Source organism: Pseudomonas sp. RL_105y_Pfl2_101 (assembly GCF_963970585.1).
Lineage (GTDB): Bacteria > Pseudomonadota > Gammaproteobacteria > Pseudomonadales > Pseudomonadaceae > Aquipseudomonas.
The window spans coordinates 60386-75266 of the sequence record NZ_CAXAPG010000009.1 but is presented as its reverse complement, the minus strand read 5'-3'; the positions used below and the strand labels follow the sequence as shown (position 1 = coordinate 75266).

The 14881-nt window shown below is 59.5% G+C and carries 14 protein-coding genes; 5 read left to right on the top strand and 9 right to left on the bottom strand.

Annotated elements, in window-relative coordinates:
- Nucleotides 1-34: 34 nt before the first annotated feature.
- From AACY31_RS13045 to AACY31_RS13035, 3 genes are all read left to right on the top strand, one after another.
- On the top strand, nucleotides 35-922 hold the full coding sequence (locus AACY31_RS13045; RefSeq protein WP_339479813.1) for a lysophospholipid acyltransferase: 888 nt from the start codon (nucleotides 35-37) through the stop codon (nucleotides 920-922).
- 278 nt (nucleotides 923-1200) lie between these two features.
- On the top strand, nucleotides 1201-2256 hold the full coding sequence (locus AACY31_RS13040; RefSeq protein WP_339504544.1) for an NAD(P)/FAD-dependent oxidoreductase: 1056 nt from the start codon (nucleotides 1201-1203) through the stop codon (nucleotides 2254-2256).
- Between the two features lie 44 nt (nucleotides 2257-2300).
- Nucleotides 2301-2654: a VOC family protein gene (locus AACY31_RS13035; RefSeq protein WP_339504543.1), complete on the top strand. Its 354-nt coding sequence runs from the start codon at nucleotides 2301-2303 to the stop codon at nucleotides 2652-2654.
- A 463-nt stretch (nucleotides 2655-3117) separates the two neighbouring features.
- Here AACY31_RS13035 and AACY31_RS13030 read toward each other — a convergent pair whose 3' ends face one another.
- Together AACY31_RS13030 and AACY31_RS13025 are read right to left on the bottom strand one after the other, a co-directional pair.
- A complete protein-coding gene (locus AACY31_RS13030) occupies nucleotides 3118-4242 on the bottom strand; it encodes a GGDEF domain-containing protein (protein WP_339479940.1) in 1125 nt (374 codons plus the stop codon).
- 349 nt (nucleotides 4243-4591) lie between these two features.
- Entirely contained in the window at nucleotides 4592-4966 is a 375-nt protein-coding gene (locus tag AACY31_RS13025) for a lysozyme inhibitor LprI family protein (RefSeq protein ID WP_339479809.1), read from the bottom strand.
- Between the two features lie 1577 nt (nucleotides 4967-6543).
- Between AACY31_RS13025 and AACY31_RS13020 the strand changes: the two genes are divergently transcribed.
- Entirely contained in the window at nucleotides 6544-6903 is a 360-nt protein-coding gene (locus tag AACY31_RS13020; protein WP_339479807.1) for a DUF6124 family protein, read from the top strand.
- 102 nt (nucleotides 6904-7005) lie between these two features.
- Here the strand turns inward: AACY31_RS13020 and AACY31_RS13015 are convergent, their stop codons facing one another.
- From AACY31_RS13015 to AACY31_RS13005, 3 genes are all read right to left on the bottom strand, one after another.
- Nucleotides 7006-7779 (bottom strand): MetQ/NlpA family ABC transporter substrate-binding protein, encoded by a 774-nt coding sequence (locus AACY31_RS13015; protein WP_339479806.1) that lies wholly within the window; start codon nucleotides 7777-7779, stop codon nucleotides 7006-7008.
- 91 nt (nucleotides 7780-7870) lie between these two features.
- Nucleotides 7871-8545: a methionine ABC transporter permease gene (locus tag AACY31_RS13010; protein ID WP_014335809.1), complete on the bottom strand. Its 675-nt coding sequence runs from the start codon at nucleotides 8543-8545 to the stop codon at nucleotides 7871-7873.
- Nucleotides 8545-9552 carry a methionine ABC transporter ATP-binding protein gene (locus tag AACY31_RS13005; RefSeq protein WP_339479805.1) on the bottom strand — a complete coding sequence of 336 codons (1008 nt, stop codon included), beginning with the start codon at nucleotides 9550-9552 and terminating at the stop codon, nucleotides 8545-8547. The genes AACY31_RS13010 and AACY31_RS13005 overlap by 1 nt, the downstream gene beginning before the upstream one ends.
- A gap of 221 nt (nucleotides 9553-9773) precedes the next feature.
- On the opposite strand from AACY31_RS13005, the gene katE reads away from it, so the two are divergent.
- Nucleotides 9774-11954 (top strand): catalase HPII, encoded by a 2181-nt coding sequence (gene katE, locus AACY31_RS13000; RefSeq protein WP_339491685.1) that lies wholly within the window; start codon nucleotides 9774-9776, stop codon nucleotides 11952-11954.
- A 105-nt stretch (nucleotides 11955-12059) separates the two neighbouring features.
- Here katE and AACY31_RS12995 read toward each other — a convergent pair whose 3' ends face one another.
- Genes AACY31_RS12995 through zur form a run of 4 tightly spaced genes read right to left on the bottom strand, consistent with a single transcriptional unit; the run spans nucleotide 12060 to nucleotide 14856 of the window.
- A complete protein-coding gene (locus tag AACY31_RS12995; protein ID WP_339479803.1) occupies nucleotides 12060-12773 on the bottom strand; it encodes a PA5502 family lipoprotein in 714 nt (237 codons plus the stop codon).
- 37 nt (nucleotides 12774-12810) lie between these two features.
- A complete protein-coding gene (gene znuB, locus AACY31_RS12990; RefSeq protein ID WP_339479802.1) occupies nucleotides 12811-13599 on the bottom strand; it encodes a zinc ABC transporter permease subunit ZnuB in 789 nt (262 codons plus the stop codon).
- Nucleotides 13592-14374 carry a zinc ABC transporter ATP-binding protein ZnuC gene (gene znuC / locus AACY31_RS12985; RefSeq protein ID WP_018602784.1) on the bottom strand — a complete coding sequence of 261 codons (783 nt, stop codon included), beginning with the start codon at nucleotides 14372-14374 and terminating at the stop codon, nucleotides 13592-13594. Before znuC ends, znuB begins: the two co-directional genes overlap by 8 nt.
- A complete protein-coding gene (gene zur, locus AACY31_RS12980; RefSeq protein WP_109752856.1) occupies nucleotides 14374-14856 on the bottom strand; it encodes a zinc uptake transcriptional repressor Zur in 483 nt (160 codons plus the stop codon). The genes znuC and zur overlap by 1 nt, the downstream gene beginning before the upstream one ends.
- Nucleotides 14857-14881 lie beyond the last annotated feature (25 nt).

The following is a 14881-nucleotide window of genomic DNA, read 5'->3' as shown; positions in this document are numbered from 1 at the left end:
CTCGCAACACGGCCCATACATTCAGGAGTGACCTGTGGATAAGTTGAAAGGCGCCTTGCTGGTCGGCGCTCTGCGGTTGTTTGCGCTGCTGCCCTGGCGAGCGGTGCAGGCGGTGGGCTCGGCCATTGGCTGGTTCATGTGGAAATTTCCCAACCGTTCCCGCGACGTGGTGCGGATCAACCTCGCCAAGTGTTTTCCCGAGATGGCCCCGGCCGAGCGCGAACGCCTGGTGGGCCAGAGCCTCAAGGACATCGGCAAGTCCCTGACCGAAAGCGCCTGCGCCTGGATCTGGCCGGCCCAGCGCTCCATTGAACTGGTGCGCGAAGTCGAAGGCCTGGAGGTGCTGAAACAAGCCCTGGCCTCGGGCAAAGGTGTGGTGGGCATCACCAGCCACCTGGGCAACTGGGAAGTGCTCAACCACTTCTATTGCAGCCAGTGCAAACCGATCATTTTCTACCGTCCGCCCAAGCTCAAGGCGGTGGATGAATTGCTGCGCAAGCAGCGCGTGCAACTGGGCAACAAAGTCGCGGCATCCACCAAGGAAGGCATCCTCAGCGTCATCAAGGAAGTGCGCAAAGGCGGCCAGGTGGGCATCCCCGCCGACCCGGAACCGGCCGAATCCGCCGGCATCTTCGTGCCCTTCTTCGCCACCCAGGCCCTGACCAGCAAGTTCGTGCCGAACATGCTCGCTGGCGGCAAAGCCGTCGGCGTCTTCCTCCACGCCCTGCGCCTGCCGGACGGTTCGGGCTACAAAGTCATCCTCGAAGCCGCCCCGGAGGCCATGTACAGCACCGACACTGAAACGTCCTGCGCCGCCATGAGCCAAGTGGTGGAACGCTACGTGCGGGCCTACCCGAGCCAGTACATGTGGAGCATGAAACGCTTCAAGAAACGCCCGCCGGGCGAGGCACGGTGGTACTGAAGGCCTGCTGCTTGGGTGTGGTGAATGCTTGATCGTGAACACCCAAGAACCCCTGTGGGAGCCGAGCTCAGCTCCCACAGTTTTTTCGGATTTGTTCACAGACATCGCATCCATCCCCAATCCCTGTGGGAGCGAGCTTGCTCGCGATAGCGCCCTGACAGCCGCAGCCTAACCAACTGACCCGACCCTCCAGTGGCGGGGGAGCTTGCTCCCGCTGGGCTGCGCAGCAGCCCCAACCGAGCTAACGTACTCCCCCAGGCAAACCCAACGGAGACCGAATGGATAACGATCCAGGCAAACGCGTCATCGTAATCGGTGCCGGCATCGTAGGCGCATCCCTGGCCTACCATCTGGCGATCAAAGGCGCGAATGTCACCGTGGTCGAGGCCGAAGGCATCGCGTCAGGCGTGACCGGCAGCTCATTCGCCTGGATCAACACCTCCCATGGCGAACCCGACCCCATTGCGCCATTGCGCGGTGCTGCCATCCAGGAATACCGCCAACTCGAAACACAGCTGCCCGGCCTGAAGATCCAATGGACTGGCGCCCTATCTTACGACCCGAGTTCAAAAGCGTCGGTAAGCCGAATATCCCAATCACAGATCCGTGAGCTTGAGCCAAACCTCAAGAACCCTCCTCAACAGGCTTCGTATGCAGCCGATGAAGGAGCACTGGACGCCGTAGCAGCAACCCATGCGTTGATCGCCGGTGCTCAAGCGAATGGCGCGAAAGTGCTCACTCAAACGCCGGTTCTCGGCTTTAAAACCCAGGGTTCCAGCATGCGGGGCGTTGAAACCGCCGCGGGCGTCATCGAAGCCGATATCGTCGTATTGGCAGCCGGTACAGGCATCACGAAGCTGACCAACCTGCTTGACGTCCGCCTGCCCATAGAAGCCTCCCCGGCAATTTTCATCCGCTACAACTCGCCACCCAACCTGGTACGCACCCTCATCTCCAGCCCTGAAATGGAAGTGAGGCAAACCCCGGAGGGTGCGTTGCTGGCGGCCGAAGACTACCTGGGCGACGCCTTGGAAAACCAACCATCGGAGATCGCGCAGCGCACCGCCAACGCCATCAAAAGCGAACTCCACGGCGTTGTCTCCCTGGATCTGCAATCGGCTCGTGTCGGATACAGGCCCATGCCTGCCGATGACCTCCCTATCATTGGTTATCTTGCGCAGGTTGGCGGCGTATACGTGTGCGTCATGCACCCCGGCGTAACCCTGGCGGCGATTGTGGGTCGTCTTGCCAGCGAAGAAATCCTCAGCGACAAGGCTTGCTCCGCCCTCAACCCCTGTCGTCCGGATCGATTTTTCCAAGCTCGGGAGGGGTAAATGGCCTAAGCTCGCTTACTCCCAAATCAGCCAAGGAAGCGTCAATGGGCATTCAAGGTAAAGACCGTCAGATCGATAACATCGAGTTCAATGTCAGCGACATCGCCCGCAGCAAAGCCTTCTATGCAAGCGTATTCGGCTGGAGTTTCGTCGACTATGGCCCGACCTATACCGAATTCAGCGACGGTCGCCTGACCGGTGGCTTCACGACCGGCGAAACGGTGCGCCCGGGCGGCCCGTTGATCATCTTGTACGCGGATGACCTTGAGGCTACCCAACTCAGGCTCCAGGCCACAGGAGCGACCATCAGCCGTGAAGTGTTCGCGTTCCCGGGTGGCCGACGTTTCCACTTTATCGACCCGGATGGCTATGAGCTGGCGGTGTGGTCGGCTTCTTGATGGTTGATTGATCACGAGGCGCAAAGCCTCAATCGTGTCCATGATTAAAGGCCTGCGATATCGGCGACGTTGGGATGGCAAAGTCATCCCTAGATCCGTCGGATTACCGTCCAGTCAGAAATATCGCACTTGCTCTGGCATCCAGCGCGCGGCGCGCGTCGAGGAAGTCGCCAACATGATCATCTATTAGCCTGAACCCCAATTCTATTGTGAGTTTTCCCTGAAGGCTTCCAGGCGCACTCCAAAGCCATTGCTTGCAGCTCAGTACCAAGCAGAAGCCCGCCGTCTGGCTGGCTGCGCGACCACTATTGAGCGCCAATTCTTGTCGGTAAGCCTCGCCAAAGGTAAGGAGCTTGAGCCCGTTGGCCGAATGGCTGGTGCCCGAACCTGATTTTCTGCTGATACAAAAAAACCGCCGAATTGGCGGTTTTTTTTGGTTTCGCGCTGGGCAAAGCCAACCCGACTAAGCAACAGCCACTCGATTACGCCCCAACGCCTTCGCCCGATACAGGGCTTTATCCGCATCGTTCATCAAGCTGTGAAGATCCTTATTGCAGGCTTTCGTCGACGCGACGCCGAGGCTGGCTGATATGCAGTGAACAGGCTCGATCATCAAACCCGCAATCGTATCGACGAGCTGTTCTGCAATCTGGGTAGCGACTTCGATGGAGGTATCCGGAAGCAGAATGGCGAACTCTTCGCCACCTAGCCGCCCGTGAATATCCGTTGCCCGAAACGACGAACTGATGACCCCTCCCATCTGGCGCAAAACCTGATCCCCGACCTGATGGCCGTAGGTGTCGTTGATGTGCTTGAAGTGGTCCATGTCCAACATGACCGCGCACAACCCCAACTGGTTGCTTTGACATTCGTCGTAGAGCTGCTGGGCATGCTCGAAAAAAGCCCGTCGACTCTTCAGGCCGGTCAGTTCATCGGTTTGAGCGGCGCGGGTTGAAATACTGTTTGCCTGTTCCATTTCACGGGTGAGTCGAAAGGCGATCTCCAGTGCCTGGGACATTTTGTGCGTGGCGCGGGCCGCAAATGCCGCGAACACCAAAATCGAAAGTGCCATGCCGACTTGAATCGGGGACGGCTGAAACAGCAGCCATATCGTGCACGGCAACAACACCACGCCAATGGAGACCAGTGTCATATCGCGGTAAGCCGAGTAGCAGGAGACCGCGCTGACGGACATGCCGACCGTAAAGAGCATGACCAACGCCTGTGACAACAGATCGTCCGCCGGCATGAGAACGAACGCCCCGCCGCCCCAGATGCTGGCGGATAGCACCAGCGTGACCCAGTATTTGCGCTCCCAATGTTCAGGTGTGCGCTGACGTTCGTCGCTGCGAAAATAGGCAACGAACATCGCGATACGCAATAGCGTCGATGCGCTCAGGATGGCCAGCCACCAAAAAATAGCGCTGTGCTCAAACCGATCCCAACACAGCCAACTCAGTATGATGGCCGCAAGGTAACTGCCCAAAACCGCAGAAACGGATTGGCGAAACAGTTGCTGCAAGCGGTCGGTGCGCACTTGCTCGGCTATTACAAAATCCTGGCCATTGCGCAATCTTGGGCCATGCATTTGAACCACCTGGTTATGACGCAACAAAAAACGATTGTGGCACCCTGCTATCAGCGTAAACAACTGAATTACTGTGACGAGGGGATTTAGCGAAGCGTCGCTGGGATCTTCATCTCGCTTTTGCAACTCCCGTGCCTGAAGAGTGCGTGGCGCTGCGAGCCTGGCACTCCAGGATGCAAGCGGGCATGAAAAAAGGGGCAAGTGCGAATTGAGTTCGTTGCTGGCGAATCGGGTGTTGGATAGCGTTGAGCCGCGATAGCGGGTGAGCCCGGCCAAGAAAAACCCGACGCTTTACGTCGGGTTTTTTGGGGGGGACGACTGCAAGCCCGACGTGCTGATTGTTTACGGGTTACTCGACTTGCGACAGCTTAGCGTCGTCGCAACCGGCAGCACGGCACTCGCGCTCGATAGCTTTGAGTATGACGATACGCGCCTCGGTCTTCTCGTTGGCGCAGTTCAGGTAGAGCAGACCATTGTTGGAACAGGCGTTGTCGCGAATTTTGATCCACTGGATTTGAGCGGTTTTCACCTTTTTCTTTTGATCCGGGTTCAGCGCACTCATCGTCTTCTTGTATTGATCATTGATGTCCTGATCCGACTGAACCATTTTCAGCGACGCGCAATAGGTTTTGTCATAGGCGTTTCTAGGGTTATCGCAACTCATCGCAGATGCCGATGCTGATGCCATTGCCAGCAATGCCCCAACCAACAAAGACTTGATCACTTACTTCTCTCCCTGAATGCCCTCTACTCATTAGAGGACGCGGCGGGGAATTTATCATGCGGGTTGTAGAACAATGAAGCAGATCCTAGGGTTCATTCGGCCCGAACAATGGGCAAATGTTGATAGGGGGTGGGAGTGATTGCTGAAAAAGGCTGGGTCGTTCCCGCCGGGTCTTCGACGCTGCGCTGTCGCGCAGCAAACAATTATTCGGCCTCAGATAGGAGGTGCGCGCAGGACAGAGGCCGCAGTTATCACTGGCGTGTTCGCACCCGAGAGGGAGAGCGGCCCACACGGTATCGGCGTGGAGTCGTTGTTGGCATAGCATGCTGTGACCACGTATAGGAGAGTGAACCCTTTCGCCACTGTGTAGCCTGCGCCTTGGAATCTATTTAGAAGATCAGATACCTGAGTTTTTGAATAGGAGCTTGCGCACGAAGTCAGTCTGACGGTTGGCCAGGATTATGGCCGAGTACATATCCATCGCTGCGGTAACGGCCACTTAGGGTTCCGCCCTGACGGCGGGTCACTTTTGGAAGAGCGCCAAAAGTAACCAAAAGCGCTTTGCCCCACCACTTGGTGCCTCGCTTAGGCTCGGCATGCCCGAACGAAGGCATTGCTCCGTGGGCCGCCGCGAAGGGCCATCCATGGCCCAGCGCGGCTACCTCGGCATCCATGCCGAGGTGCCCACTGCGCAATACCTGCGTTCGGCCATCGTGGTTAACGGGGCGCCGAGATCAACGTCCGTCGCGAGGCGGCCTCATAGCCGACCTGGCTCTTCCGGTCGTACTCCGGTCCAATTGTGGGAGCGAGCCTGCTCGCGAAGGCGGTCTGATAGTTGGCCATAGATTCTGGGCAACCACATTTTCAGTGGAAATTGAACATTCTCGCTACCGTGCAGCCTTGACCTGGAATTTGTTATAGAAAATCAAGTGCTTGCGTTTTTGATCGTTCCCACGCTCTGCGTGGGAATGCATCCCGTGACGCTCTGCGTCACCTTCCAGAAGCGGAACGCGGAGCGTCCCTGGCGACATTCCCACGCAGGAGCGTGGGAACGATCGACATGTATTTCCAGCCTTAAAAATCACATGGTTGCAATTTGTTCCATGAGAGCTTGCTCCCGCTGGGCAGCAAAGCAGCCCCCCACCCTCCCCGAAAAATGCCTACAGACTAAGCCGCATCATCCACTTCAAACCCTAACCGAAAACCCGTCTAGCCCCAATTTACGGGCCAAAATAAGCCCTGTTTATTCCGCTGGCGTGATCCTTCCCTCAAGCTACACATCCTTGCGCCATTGCCTACAACTACGCCAGAATCCGCCCGCTTGTGCGCCTTGTCCCTGGGTTCTATCGTTTCCCTGCCACTGCCCATCAGTGGTCGGGTTTAGTAGCCCGAGGTATTTAGTAAGGTGCAAAGCTCTATCAGTCAGGTATCTCCATGCCTGTATTTGATGGCGGTTGTGCGCAGGGCGCTCTCGGGCGCGCCGGCTTGCTAAGTCCCCGGTCTACTAACCTGCGTACAGCTGCCACCCCTTGTTTAGTAGCTAGAGGGTTGCGGCTTCACCTATAGGACTTAAGCACATGATTAAACCTACACCGAATCCGCCAGAGGCGGACCAAGCTTCCCCGCGAACCAAATCCAAAGCCAAGAAACACGACGAAGCCACCAATCGCGCCTTGGATTACTACCTGCTACCAAAACCGGAAAAGTCCGAAGATGGGTCCCAACCGGGCCAGCTCTTCACCGTCGCAAAAAACGCCGACAACGAATCCCTCCTCGCCAACCTAAGCGAAACCCTGGCGGCAGCCGACGCGATGGTCAGCAACCTGGCTTTCGACCTGGAAGGTCCGCGTCGTCACATCCTTCTCGGCATCCAGCAATTGATCGAATTGAGTTCATTGCTGGCGAATCGGGTGTTGGATAACGTTGATCCGCGTTAGCCCGTGATCTTGCGGACCTTTCCGTGACGCCGCACATTTCCGAGCATAAAAAAACGGGCCTGCATTCCCACGCAGCCCCGTTTTTTTCACCACCCGATCAGATCAAAACGCCGGCAAAACCGCGCCTTTGTACTTCTCAAGAATAAAAGCCTTCACTTCCGGGCTGTGCAACGCAGCCACCAGCTTCTTCATCGCCGCACTGTCCTTGTCGTCCGGACGGGCCACCAGGATGTTCACATAAGGCGAGTCGTTACCTTCGATCACCAGCGCATCCTTGGAAGGATCAAGCTTGGCTTCCAGCGCATAGTTGGTATTGATCAACGCCAGGTCCACCTGAGTCAGCACCCGCGGAATGGTCGCTGCTTCCAGTTCACGGAATTTCAGATCCTTCGGGTTCTCGGTGATGTCCTTGACGGTCGACAGGATGTTGTTCGAATCCTTCAACTTGATCACCCCAGCCTTAGCCAGCAGCAACAGCGCACGGCCACCGTTGGTGGCGTCGTTCGGGATCACCACGTTGGCGCCGCCCGGCAGTTCTGTCAGTGCCTTGTACTTGCTGGAGTACGCGCCCAGTGGTTCCAGGTGCACACCGGCCACGCTCACCAGGTGCGTGCGCTTGGCTTTGTTGAACTCATCCAGGTACGGCTGGTGCTGGAAGAAGTTGGCGTCCAGGCGCTTTTCCGCAACTTGTACGTTCGGCTGGATGTAGTCGGTGAAGACTTTGACCTTGAGGTCCACGCCTTCTTTGGCCAATGCCGGTTTGACGAATTCGAGGATTTCCGCGTGCGGAACCGGGCTGGCCGCGACGGTCAGGGTGTCGGCGGCGTGGGCGGAAAACGCTGCGGCGGCAGCGAAGGCAACCAGTAGTTTCTTCATTCAGCTAACTCCTTTTGAGTGCCCGCTTGCGGCGCCTGATCTTGGCGCCTGCCAGCGAATGGCCGGCTCATGGTTTATTGGCCGCGAGGCCTTATTTTCTAGAAAAATGCACAACCAACTTGTCGCCCACGGTTTGCAGGACCTGCACCAGCACCAGCAGCAACACCACCGTGACCACCATAACGTCGGTCTGGAAACGCTGGTAGCCGAAGCGGATTGCCAGGTCGCCCAAACCACCGGCGCCGACCACACCGGCCATGGCCGTGTAGGACACCAGCGTAATCGCTGTCACTGTAATCGCTGCAAAAATGCCCGGACGGGCTTCTGGCAGCAAGGCGTTGACGATGATCTGCCGCGTGGTCGCGCCCATGGCCTGGGTGGCTTCGATGATGCCGCGGTCGACTTCGCGCAGGGCGGTTTCCACCAAGCGAGCGAAGAACGGTGTGGCGCCGACCACCAGTGGTGGAATCGCGCCGGCCACGCCCAGGGAGGTGCCGGTGATCAATACCGTGAACGGGATCATCACGATCAACAGGATGATGAACGGCAGCGAACGCAGGATGTTCACGATCAGCGACAGCAGCGCATAAACGCCCCGGGCTTCGAGTAACTGGCGCGGGCTGCACAAAAACAGCAGCACGCCCAGCGGCAGGCCGAGCAGCACGGTGAACAAGAGCGAACCGAACAGCATCAGGAAGGTGTCGCCCGTCGCCAGCCAGATTTCCAGCCAGTCGATGTTGGAGAAAAACGAATTCAACAGTTCCATTAGCGCAGCACCTCCATGTGGACATCGGCCGCGGTGAAGTGGGCGAACGCCGCCTCCATGTCACCGCCGGTGATGGCGAGGGTCAGTTGCCCGTAGGGGGTGTCTTTGATGCGGTCGATACGGCCGGCCAGGATGCTGTAGTCCACGCCGGTTTCCCGGGCGACGGTGCCGAGCAATGGCGCGTAGGTCGCGTCGCCCTGGAACGTCAGACGCACGATGCGCCCGGGAACGTGGGCGAAGTCGTCGCGCTGTTCGCTTTCGTCGATCTGCTCGTCTTCCTGGACGAAACGCTTGGTGGTGGGGTGCTTGGGGTGCAGGAACACCTGGGCCACCGGGCCTTGCTCGACGATCACGCCGGCGTCCATCACGGCCACTTGATCGCAGACGCGGCGGATCACGTCCATTTCATGGGTGATCAGCACGATGGTCAGCTTCAGTTCGCGGTTGATTTCCGCCAATAGTTGCAGCACCGAGGCGGTGGTCTGGGGGTCGAGGGCGCTGGTGGCCTCGTCGCACAGCAGGATCTTGGGTTTGGTCGCCAGGGCGCGGGCGATACCGACGCGCTGCTTCTGGCCGCCGGACAGTTGCGCCGGGTATTTGCGGGCGTGGTCGGACAAGCCCACCCGCGCCAGCAACTCGGCGACGCGCTGGTCGATTTCGCTGCGGGACAATTCGCCGGCCAGCGTCAGCGGCAGCGCCACGTTGTCGGCCACGGTCTTGGACGCCAGCAGGTTGAAGTGCTGGAAAATCATCCCGACTTGCTGGCGCAAGCGCCGCAGGCCGCTGGCGTCGAGGGCGGTGACTTCCTCGCCGTCGACGATGATCTTGCCGCCAGTGGAATCTTCCAGGCGATTGATCAGGCGCAGCAGGGTACTTTTTCCCGCACCGGAATGGCCAATCAGGCCGAAGACCTGACCGTTCTCAATCGTCAGACTGGTCGGATGCAGGGCGGGGATATCCCTACCGGCGACTCGGTAGGTTTTATGGACATCTTGAAACTCAATCACGTAGCGAACCTTGTGGGGCGCGTTGGAAAAGGATCAGCGGTTAGCCGGGCGCGCATTTTAGCCTGTCCGTATAGAGGTTCTTAGCATTTATTTGCGATCAGACCTGTCATTTGGCAATAACGCGATCAATGGCCATAAAAAAGGAACACGGCCAAACAGCATCGGTCACTCATTAAGTCACTCGAAATGCCCGGGTCATACACCTGCGGCATCGAACTCAGATTCCTGGCCACGGCGAGGAACGCAAAGAGGAGTCATGCCTGATGAGTACCCAAAAGCCCACGGTCAACAAGAGCCAACTGGCCGGTACCGACACGCTGGATCGCGGCAACACCAACGCCAAGCTCGAGAACCTGGAACAGTTTCGTTGCGACGCCACCGAACAGGCGTTGCGCACCAACCAGGGGGTGAAGATCGCCGATAACCAGAACACCCTGCGCGCCGGCCCCCGCGGCCCTTCGCTGCTGGAAGACTTCATCATGCGTGAAAAAATCACGCACTTTGACCATGAGCGTATCCCGGAGCGCATCGTCCACGCCCGCGGGACTGGCGCCCATGGTTATTTTCAGAGCTACGATGCGCATTCGGCATTGACCAAGGCCGGTTTCCTACAAGATCCAAGCAAGAAAACTCCGGTGTTCGTGCGTTTTTCCACTGTGCAAGGCCCACGCGGCTCCGGCGACACCGTGCGGGACGTGCGTGGCTTTGCGGTGAAGTTCTTCACCGATGAAGGCAACTTCGACCTGGTGGGCAACAACATGCCGGTATTTTTCATTCAGGACGCGGTGAAATTTCCGGACTTTGTCCACGCGGTAAAACCCGAGCCCCATAACGAAATTCCTACGGGCGGCTCGGCCCACGACACGTTCTGGGATTTCGTCTCGCTGGTGCCGGAGTCGGCCCACATGGTGATCTGGGCGATGTCTGACCGGGCCATTCCAAAAAGCCTACGTGCGATGCAGGGTTTTGGTGTGCACACCTTCCGCATGATCAACGCCGAAGGCAAAAGCAGCTTCGTCAAATTCCACTGGCGCCCTACCGTCGGCACCTGCTCGTTGGTATGGGACGAAGCCCAGAAACTGGCGGGTAAAGATACGGACTACCACCGTCGCGATCTCTGGGAATCGATCGAGATGGGGGACTACCCGGAATGGGAATTTGGCGTACAAGTCGTCGCCGAGGAAGACGAGCATCAATTCGACTTCGACCTGCTCGACCCGACCAAGATCATTCCTGAAGAGCTGGTGCCCATCACGCCCCTGGGCAAGATGGTGCTGAACCGCAACCCGGACAATTTCTTCGCCGAAGTCGAGCAAGTTGCGTTCTGCCCCGGGCACATCGTGCCGGGCATCGACTTTTCCAATGACCCGTTGCTGCAAGGGCGGCTGTTTTCCTACACCGATACGCAGATCAGCCGACTCGGTGGGCCGAATTTTCATGAGCTGCCGATCAACCGGGCGCTCACGCCGGTACACAACGGCCAGCGCGATGCGATGCACCGCACCACCATCGACAAAGGGCGTGCGTCCTACGAGCCGAACTCCATCGACAGCGGCTGGCCGAAGGAAGCCCCGCCTGGCCCGGAGGACGGCGGCTTTGAAAGTTATCCAGAGCGCATCGACGCCTTCAAGATCCGCCAACGCAGCGATTCGTTCGGTGATCATTTTTCCCAGGCGCGGTTGTTCTACAAGAGCATGAGCCCTCATGAGCAGGAGCACATCATCGCCGCCTACAGCTTCGAGCTGGGCAAGGTGGAGCGGGAGTTCATCCGGGCGCGGCAGGTCAATGAGATCCTCGCCAACATCGACTTGGAGCTGGCCGGGCGAGTCGCCAAGAACCTGGGGCTGCCGGCACCCACCGCCGGTACTGTCGATGTGCCAACGCCCTCGCTGGAGCAATCCCCGGCCTTGAGCCAGGCGAACCTGCTATCCGGCGATATCAAGACGCGGAAAGTGGCGGTGTTGGTGGCTAACGGTGTCGATGGGGCGATCATTGATGCGCTCGAGAAGGCCCTGAAGGCCGAGGGCGCCCACGCCAAAGTGTTGGGGCCGACCTCCGCACCGGTGACCACGGCCGATGGGAAAACGCTGGGGGTGGATGCGTCCATGGAAGGCTTGCCGTCGATTGCCTTTGACGCGGTGTTCGTGCCCGGTGGCGCGGAGTCGATCAAGGCCTTGAGTCGCGACGGCGTGGCGTTGCATTACGTGCTGGAGGCCTATAAGCATCTGAAAGCCATTGGGCTTCATGGTGAAGCCCGGCAGTTGTTGGTGGAGTTGAAGCTGGAGGTGGATGCGGGGTTGATCGAAGATGCGGATGCGAGCGGTTTTTCGCGGTTTTTTGCGGCGATTGCTCAGCATCGGGTTTGGGCGCGGGAGGCTAAGGCCAAGGCGGTTCCGGCCTAAGGAGATTTGTTGTCTGGTAGGGCACTATCGCGAGCAGGCTGGCTCCCACAGGGTTAGGTATCGATCACTAAACCGCATGTGGGAGCGAGTTTGCTCGCGATGCTTTTAAGGCTTACGCGGTGTCAGCACCATCTGCGCCGGCACACTGCGCAGAATCTGCTTCTGCAGCTTCAAATCAAACCCCGGGTCGAGTTTCTTGACCCGCTTGCTCAGCAACGTCGCCAACCAAGGATAATCATCAGTACGCGGCGCCTGGATGCTGACGTCACACTGATAATTCACCACGTCGGCGGCGATGGCATCCAGTTGTCGACGCATTTGCTGTATATCGGCGAGGTTTAGCGCAACCGTGGTGCTGGGTGCGCTGGGGTCGATCACTTTGGCGACCGGTTTGGCTTCGGCGGCCTTGAGGTCGGCCTCGGCTTTATCCAGGTCGGCCTTGCGGGCTTCGGCAATGGCGCTATTGACCTCGCCGGTGAGGGCTGGGGCCTTGGGCATCAGCGCTCGGGCCCGGCTCAGGGCGGCGGCGGCGGCGTTGACGTCACCTTTTTGCAGATCGATCTGGCTGCGGCGCAAATACGCCTCGGCCAGTTGCCGCTGGTAGGGTTCCAGCGACCGATCTGCGGGCGACTGGGCTTGCAAGGCGGCCAGCTGGTTTTCGGCGGTGGCCAGTTCATTGCTGGCCAGGCTTTGCTCGAACTGCGCGATGGCCGGGCCCCGCGTATCGAGGGCCTGGGTGACCGGCGGTGTACTCTGGCAGGCGCCCAGCAGCAGGGAAAATGCGACAAGGAGCAGATAACGGGAGGTGAACGGCTTCATTCCTGCGACTCTCTATTTGCGCAAAAAGCGAGCAAGTCTACACCCCTCGACGAGGCAGGACAAAACTCAGCAGAAACAGCGCGGCGGCGCTGACCACGATCGACGGGCCGGCCGGGGTGTCTTTGAACCAGGAAAGTGCCAGTCCACCACACACCGCGAGCATACCCAGCAGGCTCGCGCCCAAGGCCATTTGCTCAGGGGAGCGAGCGTGACGCTGTGCCGCAGCCGCCGGGATGATCAGCAATGAAGTAATCAGCAACACCCCGACGATTTTCATCGCCACGGCGATGACCACCGCAATCAGTAGCATCAGCGCCAGGCGCAAACCCAGCACGGGCAGGCCTTCGACCCGGGCCAGTTCCTCGTGCACGGTGACGGCCAGCAAGGGGCGCCAGAGTGCCACCAGCAACAGCAGCACCGCCGCGCTACCGCCAAGGATCCACGACAGGTCAGTCGGACTGATCGCTAACAGGTCGCCGAACAGATAGGCCATCAGGTCAATCCGCACGTCATGCATGAAGCTTAGTACCACCAGCCCGAGGGATAGGGTGCTCGGTGCCAAAATGCCCAACAGCGTGTCGGACGCCAGCGGTTGGCGGTGTTGCAAAGTCACCAGCACCAGGGCCAGCAACAGGCAACCAACGGTCACCGCCACCGCCGGGCTGACGTCCAGCAAAAAACCCAAGGCCACGCCGAGCAACGCCGCGTGGGATAAGGTATCGCCGAAATAGGCCATGCGCCGCCAGACCACGAACGAACCCAGGGGACCGGCTACTAGGGCGAGTGCCAAGCCTGCGAGCAGGGCGTACAACAGAAAATCAGCCATGCTTGCAGCCATCTCCATGAACATGATTGGAAGCAGAAGGGGCGCTGACCACCGAACCATGCAGATCATGGGCGTGGTCATGGTGGTGGTGATAAATCGCCAGGCTTTGCGCGTTTTTGCCGAACAACTCGACGAAGGCCGGATCGCCGCTGACTTGCTCGGGATGCCCGGAACAGCAGACATGGCGGTTGAGGCAGACCACCTGGTCGGTGGTGCTCATCACCAGGTGCAAATCGTGGGACACCATCAGCACGCCGCAGCCGTGGCGGTCGCGCAGGCGCGTGATCAGACTGTACAGCTCGGCCTGGCCCGCCACATCGACCCCTTGCACCGGCTCGTCGAGCACCAGCAGTTCAGGCTCGCGCAGCAGGGCGCGGGCCAGCAATACGCGCTGCATCTCGCCACCGGAGACACTTTGCACCGGGCTGTCGATCACCTGTTCGGCACCGACTTCTTTGAGCGCGGCCAAGGCGCGGGCGCGGTCCACACCTGGCACCAGACGCAGGAAGCGCAGCACCGACAGTGGCAGCGTGGGATCTACGTGGAGTTTTTGCGGCATGTAACCGACGCGCAACCTGGGCTTGCGCCAGACGCTGCCGCTGTCGGGCTTGAGTAAGCCCAGCACGGCGCGCACCAGGGTGGTCTTGCCGGCGCCGTTGGGGCCGATCAAGGTCACGATCTGCCCCGGTTCGACGCTGAGGTGGATGTTGTCCAGCACGCTCTGCCCGGCGAACGTCACGGCCACCTGTTCGAGGCGGATCAACGCATTGCTCATCAGGCCCCCTGGCAGCCGGAGCAGAGACCGACCACCTCGACGGTTTGGGTGTCGACCACGAAGCCGACCTCCTTGGCGCTGGCGATGATGGCATCGCTGATGGATTTCTGTTCCAGCTCGATGGCAGCGTGGCATTCGCGGCAGATCAGGAACTGGCCTTGGTGGGCGTGCTCCGGATGGTTGCAGCCGACGAAGGCGTTCAACGATGAAATGCGATGGACCAGGCCGTTTTCCAAGAGGAAGTCCAGCGCTCGGTAGACCGTCGGCGGCGCGGCGCGGCGGCCGTCCTGTTCGCTGAGCACCGCGAGGATGTCGTAGGCGCCCAGTGGCTTGTGGCTTTGCCAGACCAATTCCAGCACGCGCCGACGCAAGGCGGTCAGGCGCAACCCTTGGCGCGCGCAGATGGCGTCGGCCTCGGACAGCGCGCTGTGCACGCAGTGGGAGTGATCGTGGGGACGACTGGCAAGGGGTGTAATAGGCATGGGCAGCGACGAGTTTAGTGAGAGA

Excerpts from the sequence above, each read along its gene's own strand:
- AACY31_RS13040 (WP_339504544.1), top strand. The coding sequence starts at position 1,201 with ATGGATAACGATCCAGGCAAACGCGTCATCGTAATCGGTGCCGGCATC.
- AACY31_RS13035 (WP_339504543.1), top strand. The coding sequence starts at position 2,301 with ATGGGCATTCAAGGTAAAGACCGTCAGATCGATAACATCGAGTTCAAT.
- AACY31_RS13030 (WP_339479940.1), bottom strand. The coding sequence starts at position 4,242 with ATGCATGGCCCAAGATTGCGCAATGGCCAGGATTTTGTAATAGCCGAG.
- AACY31_RS13020 (WP_339479807.1), top strand. The coding sequence starts at position 6,544 with ATGATTAAACCTACACCGAATCCGCCAGAGGCGGACCAAGCTTCCCCG.
- AACY31_RS13015 (WP_339479806.1), bottom strand. The coding sequence starts at position 7,779 with ATGAAGAAACTACTGGTTGCCTTCGCTGCCGCCGCAGCGTTTTCCGCC.
- AACY31_RS13010 (WP_014335809.1), bottom strand. The coding sequence starts at position 8,545 with ATGGAACTGTTGAATTCGTTTTTCTCCAACATCGACTGGCTGGAAATC.
- AACY31_RS12995 (WP_339479803.1), bottom strand. The coding sequence starts at position 12,773 with ATGAAGCCGTTCACCTCCCGTTATCTGCTCCTTGTCGCATTTTCCCTG.
- znuB (WP_339479802.1), bottom strand. The coding sequence starts at position 13,599 with ATGGCTGATTTTCTGTTGTACGCCCTGCTCGCAGGCTTGGCACTCGCC.
- znuC (WP_018602784.1), bottom strand. The coding sequence starts at position 14,374 with ATGAGCAATGCGTTGATCCGCCTCGAACAGGTGGCCGTGACGTTCGCC.
- zur (WP_109752856.1), bottom strand. The coding sequence starts at position 14,856 with ATGCCTATTACACCCCTTGCCAGTCGTCCCCACGATCACTCCCACTGC.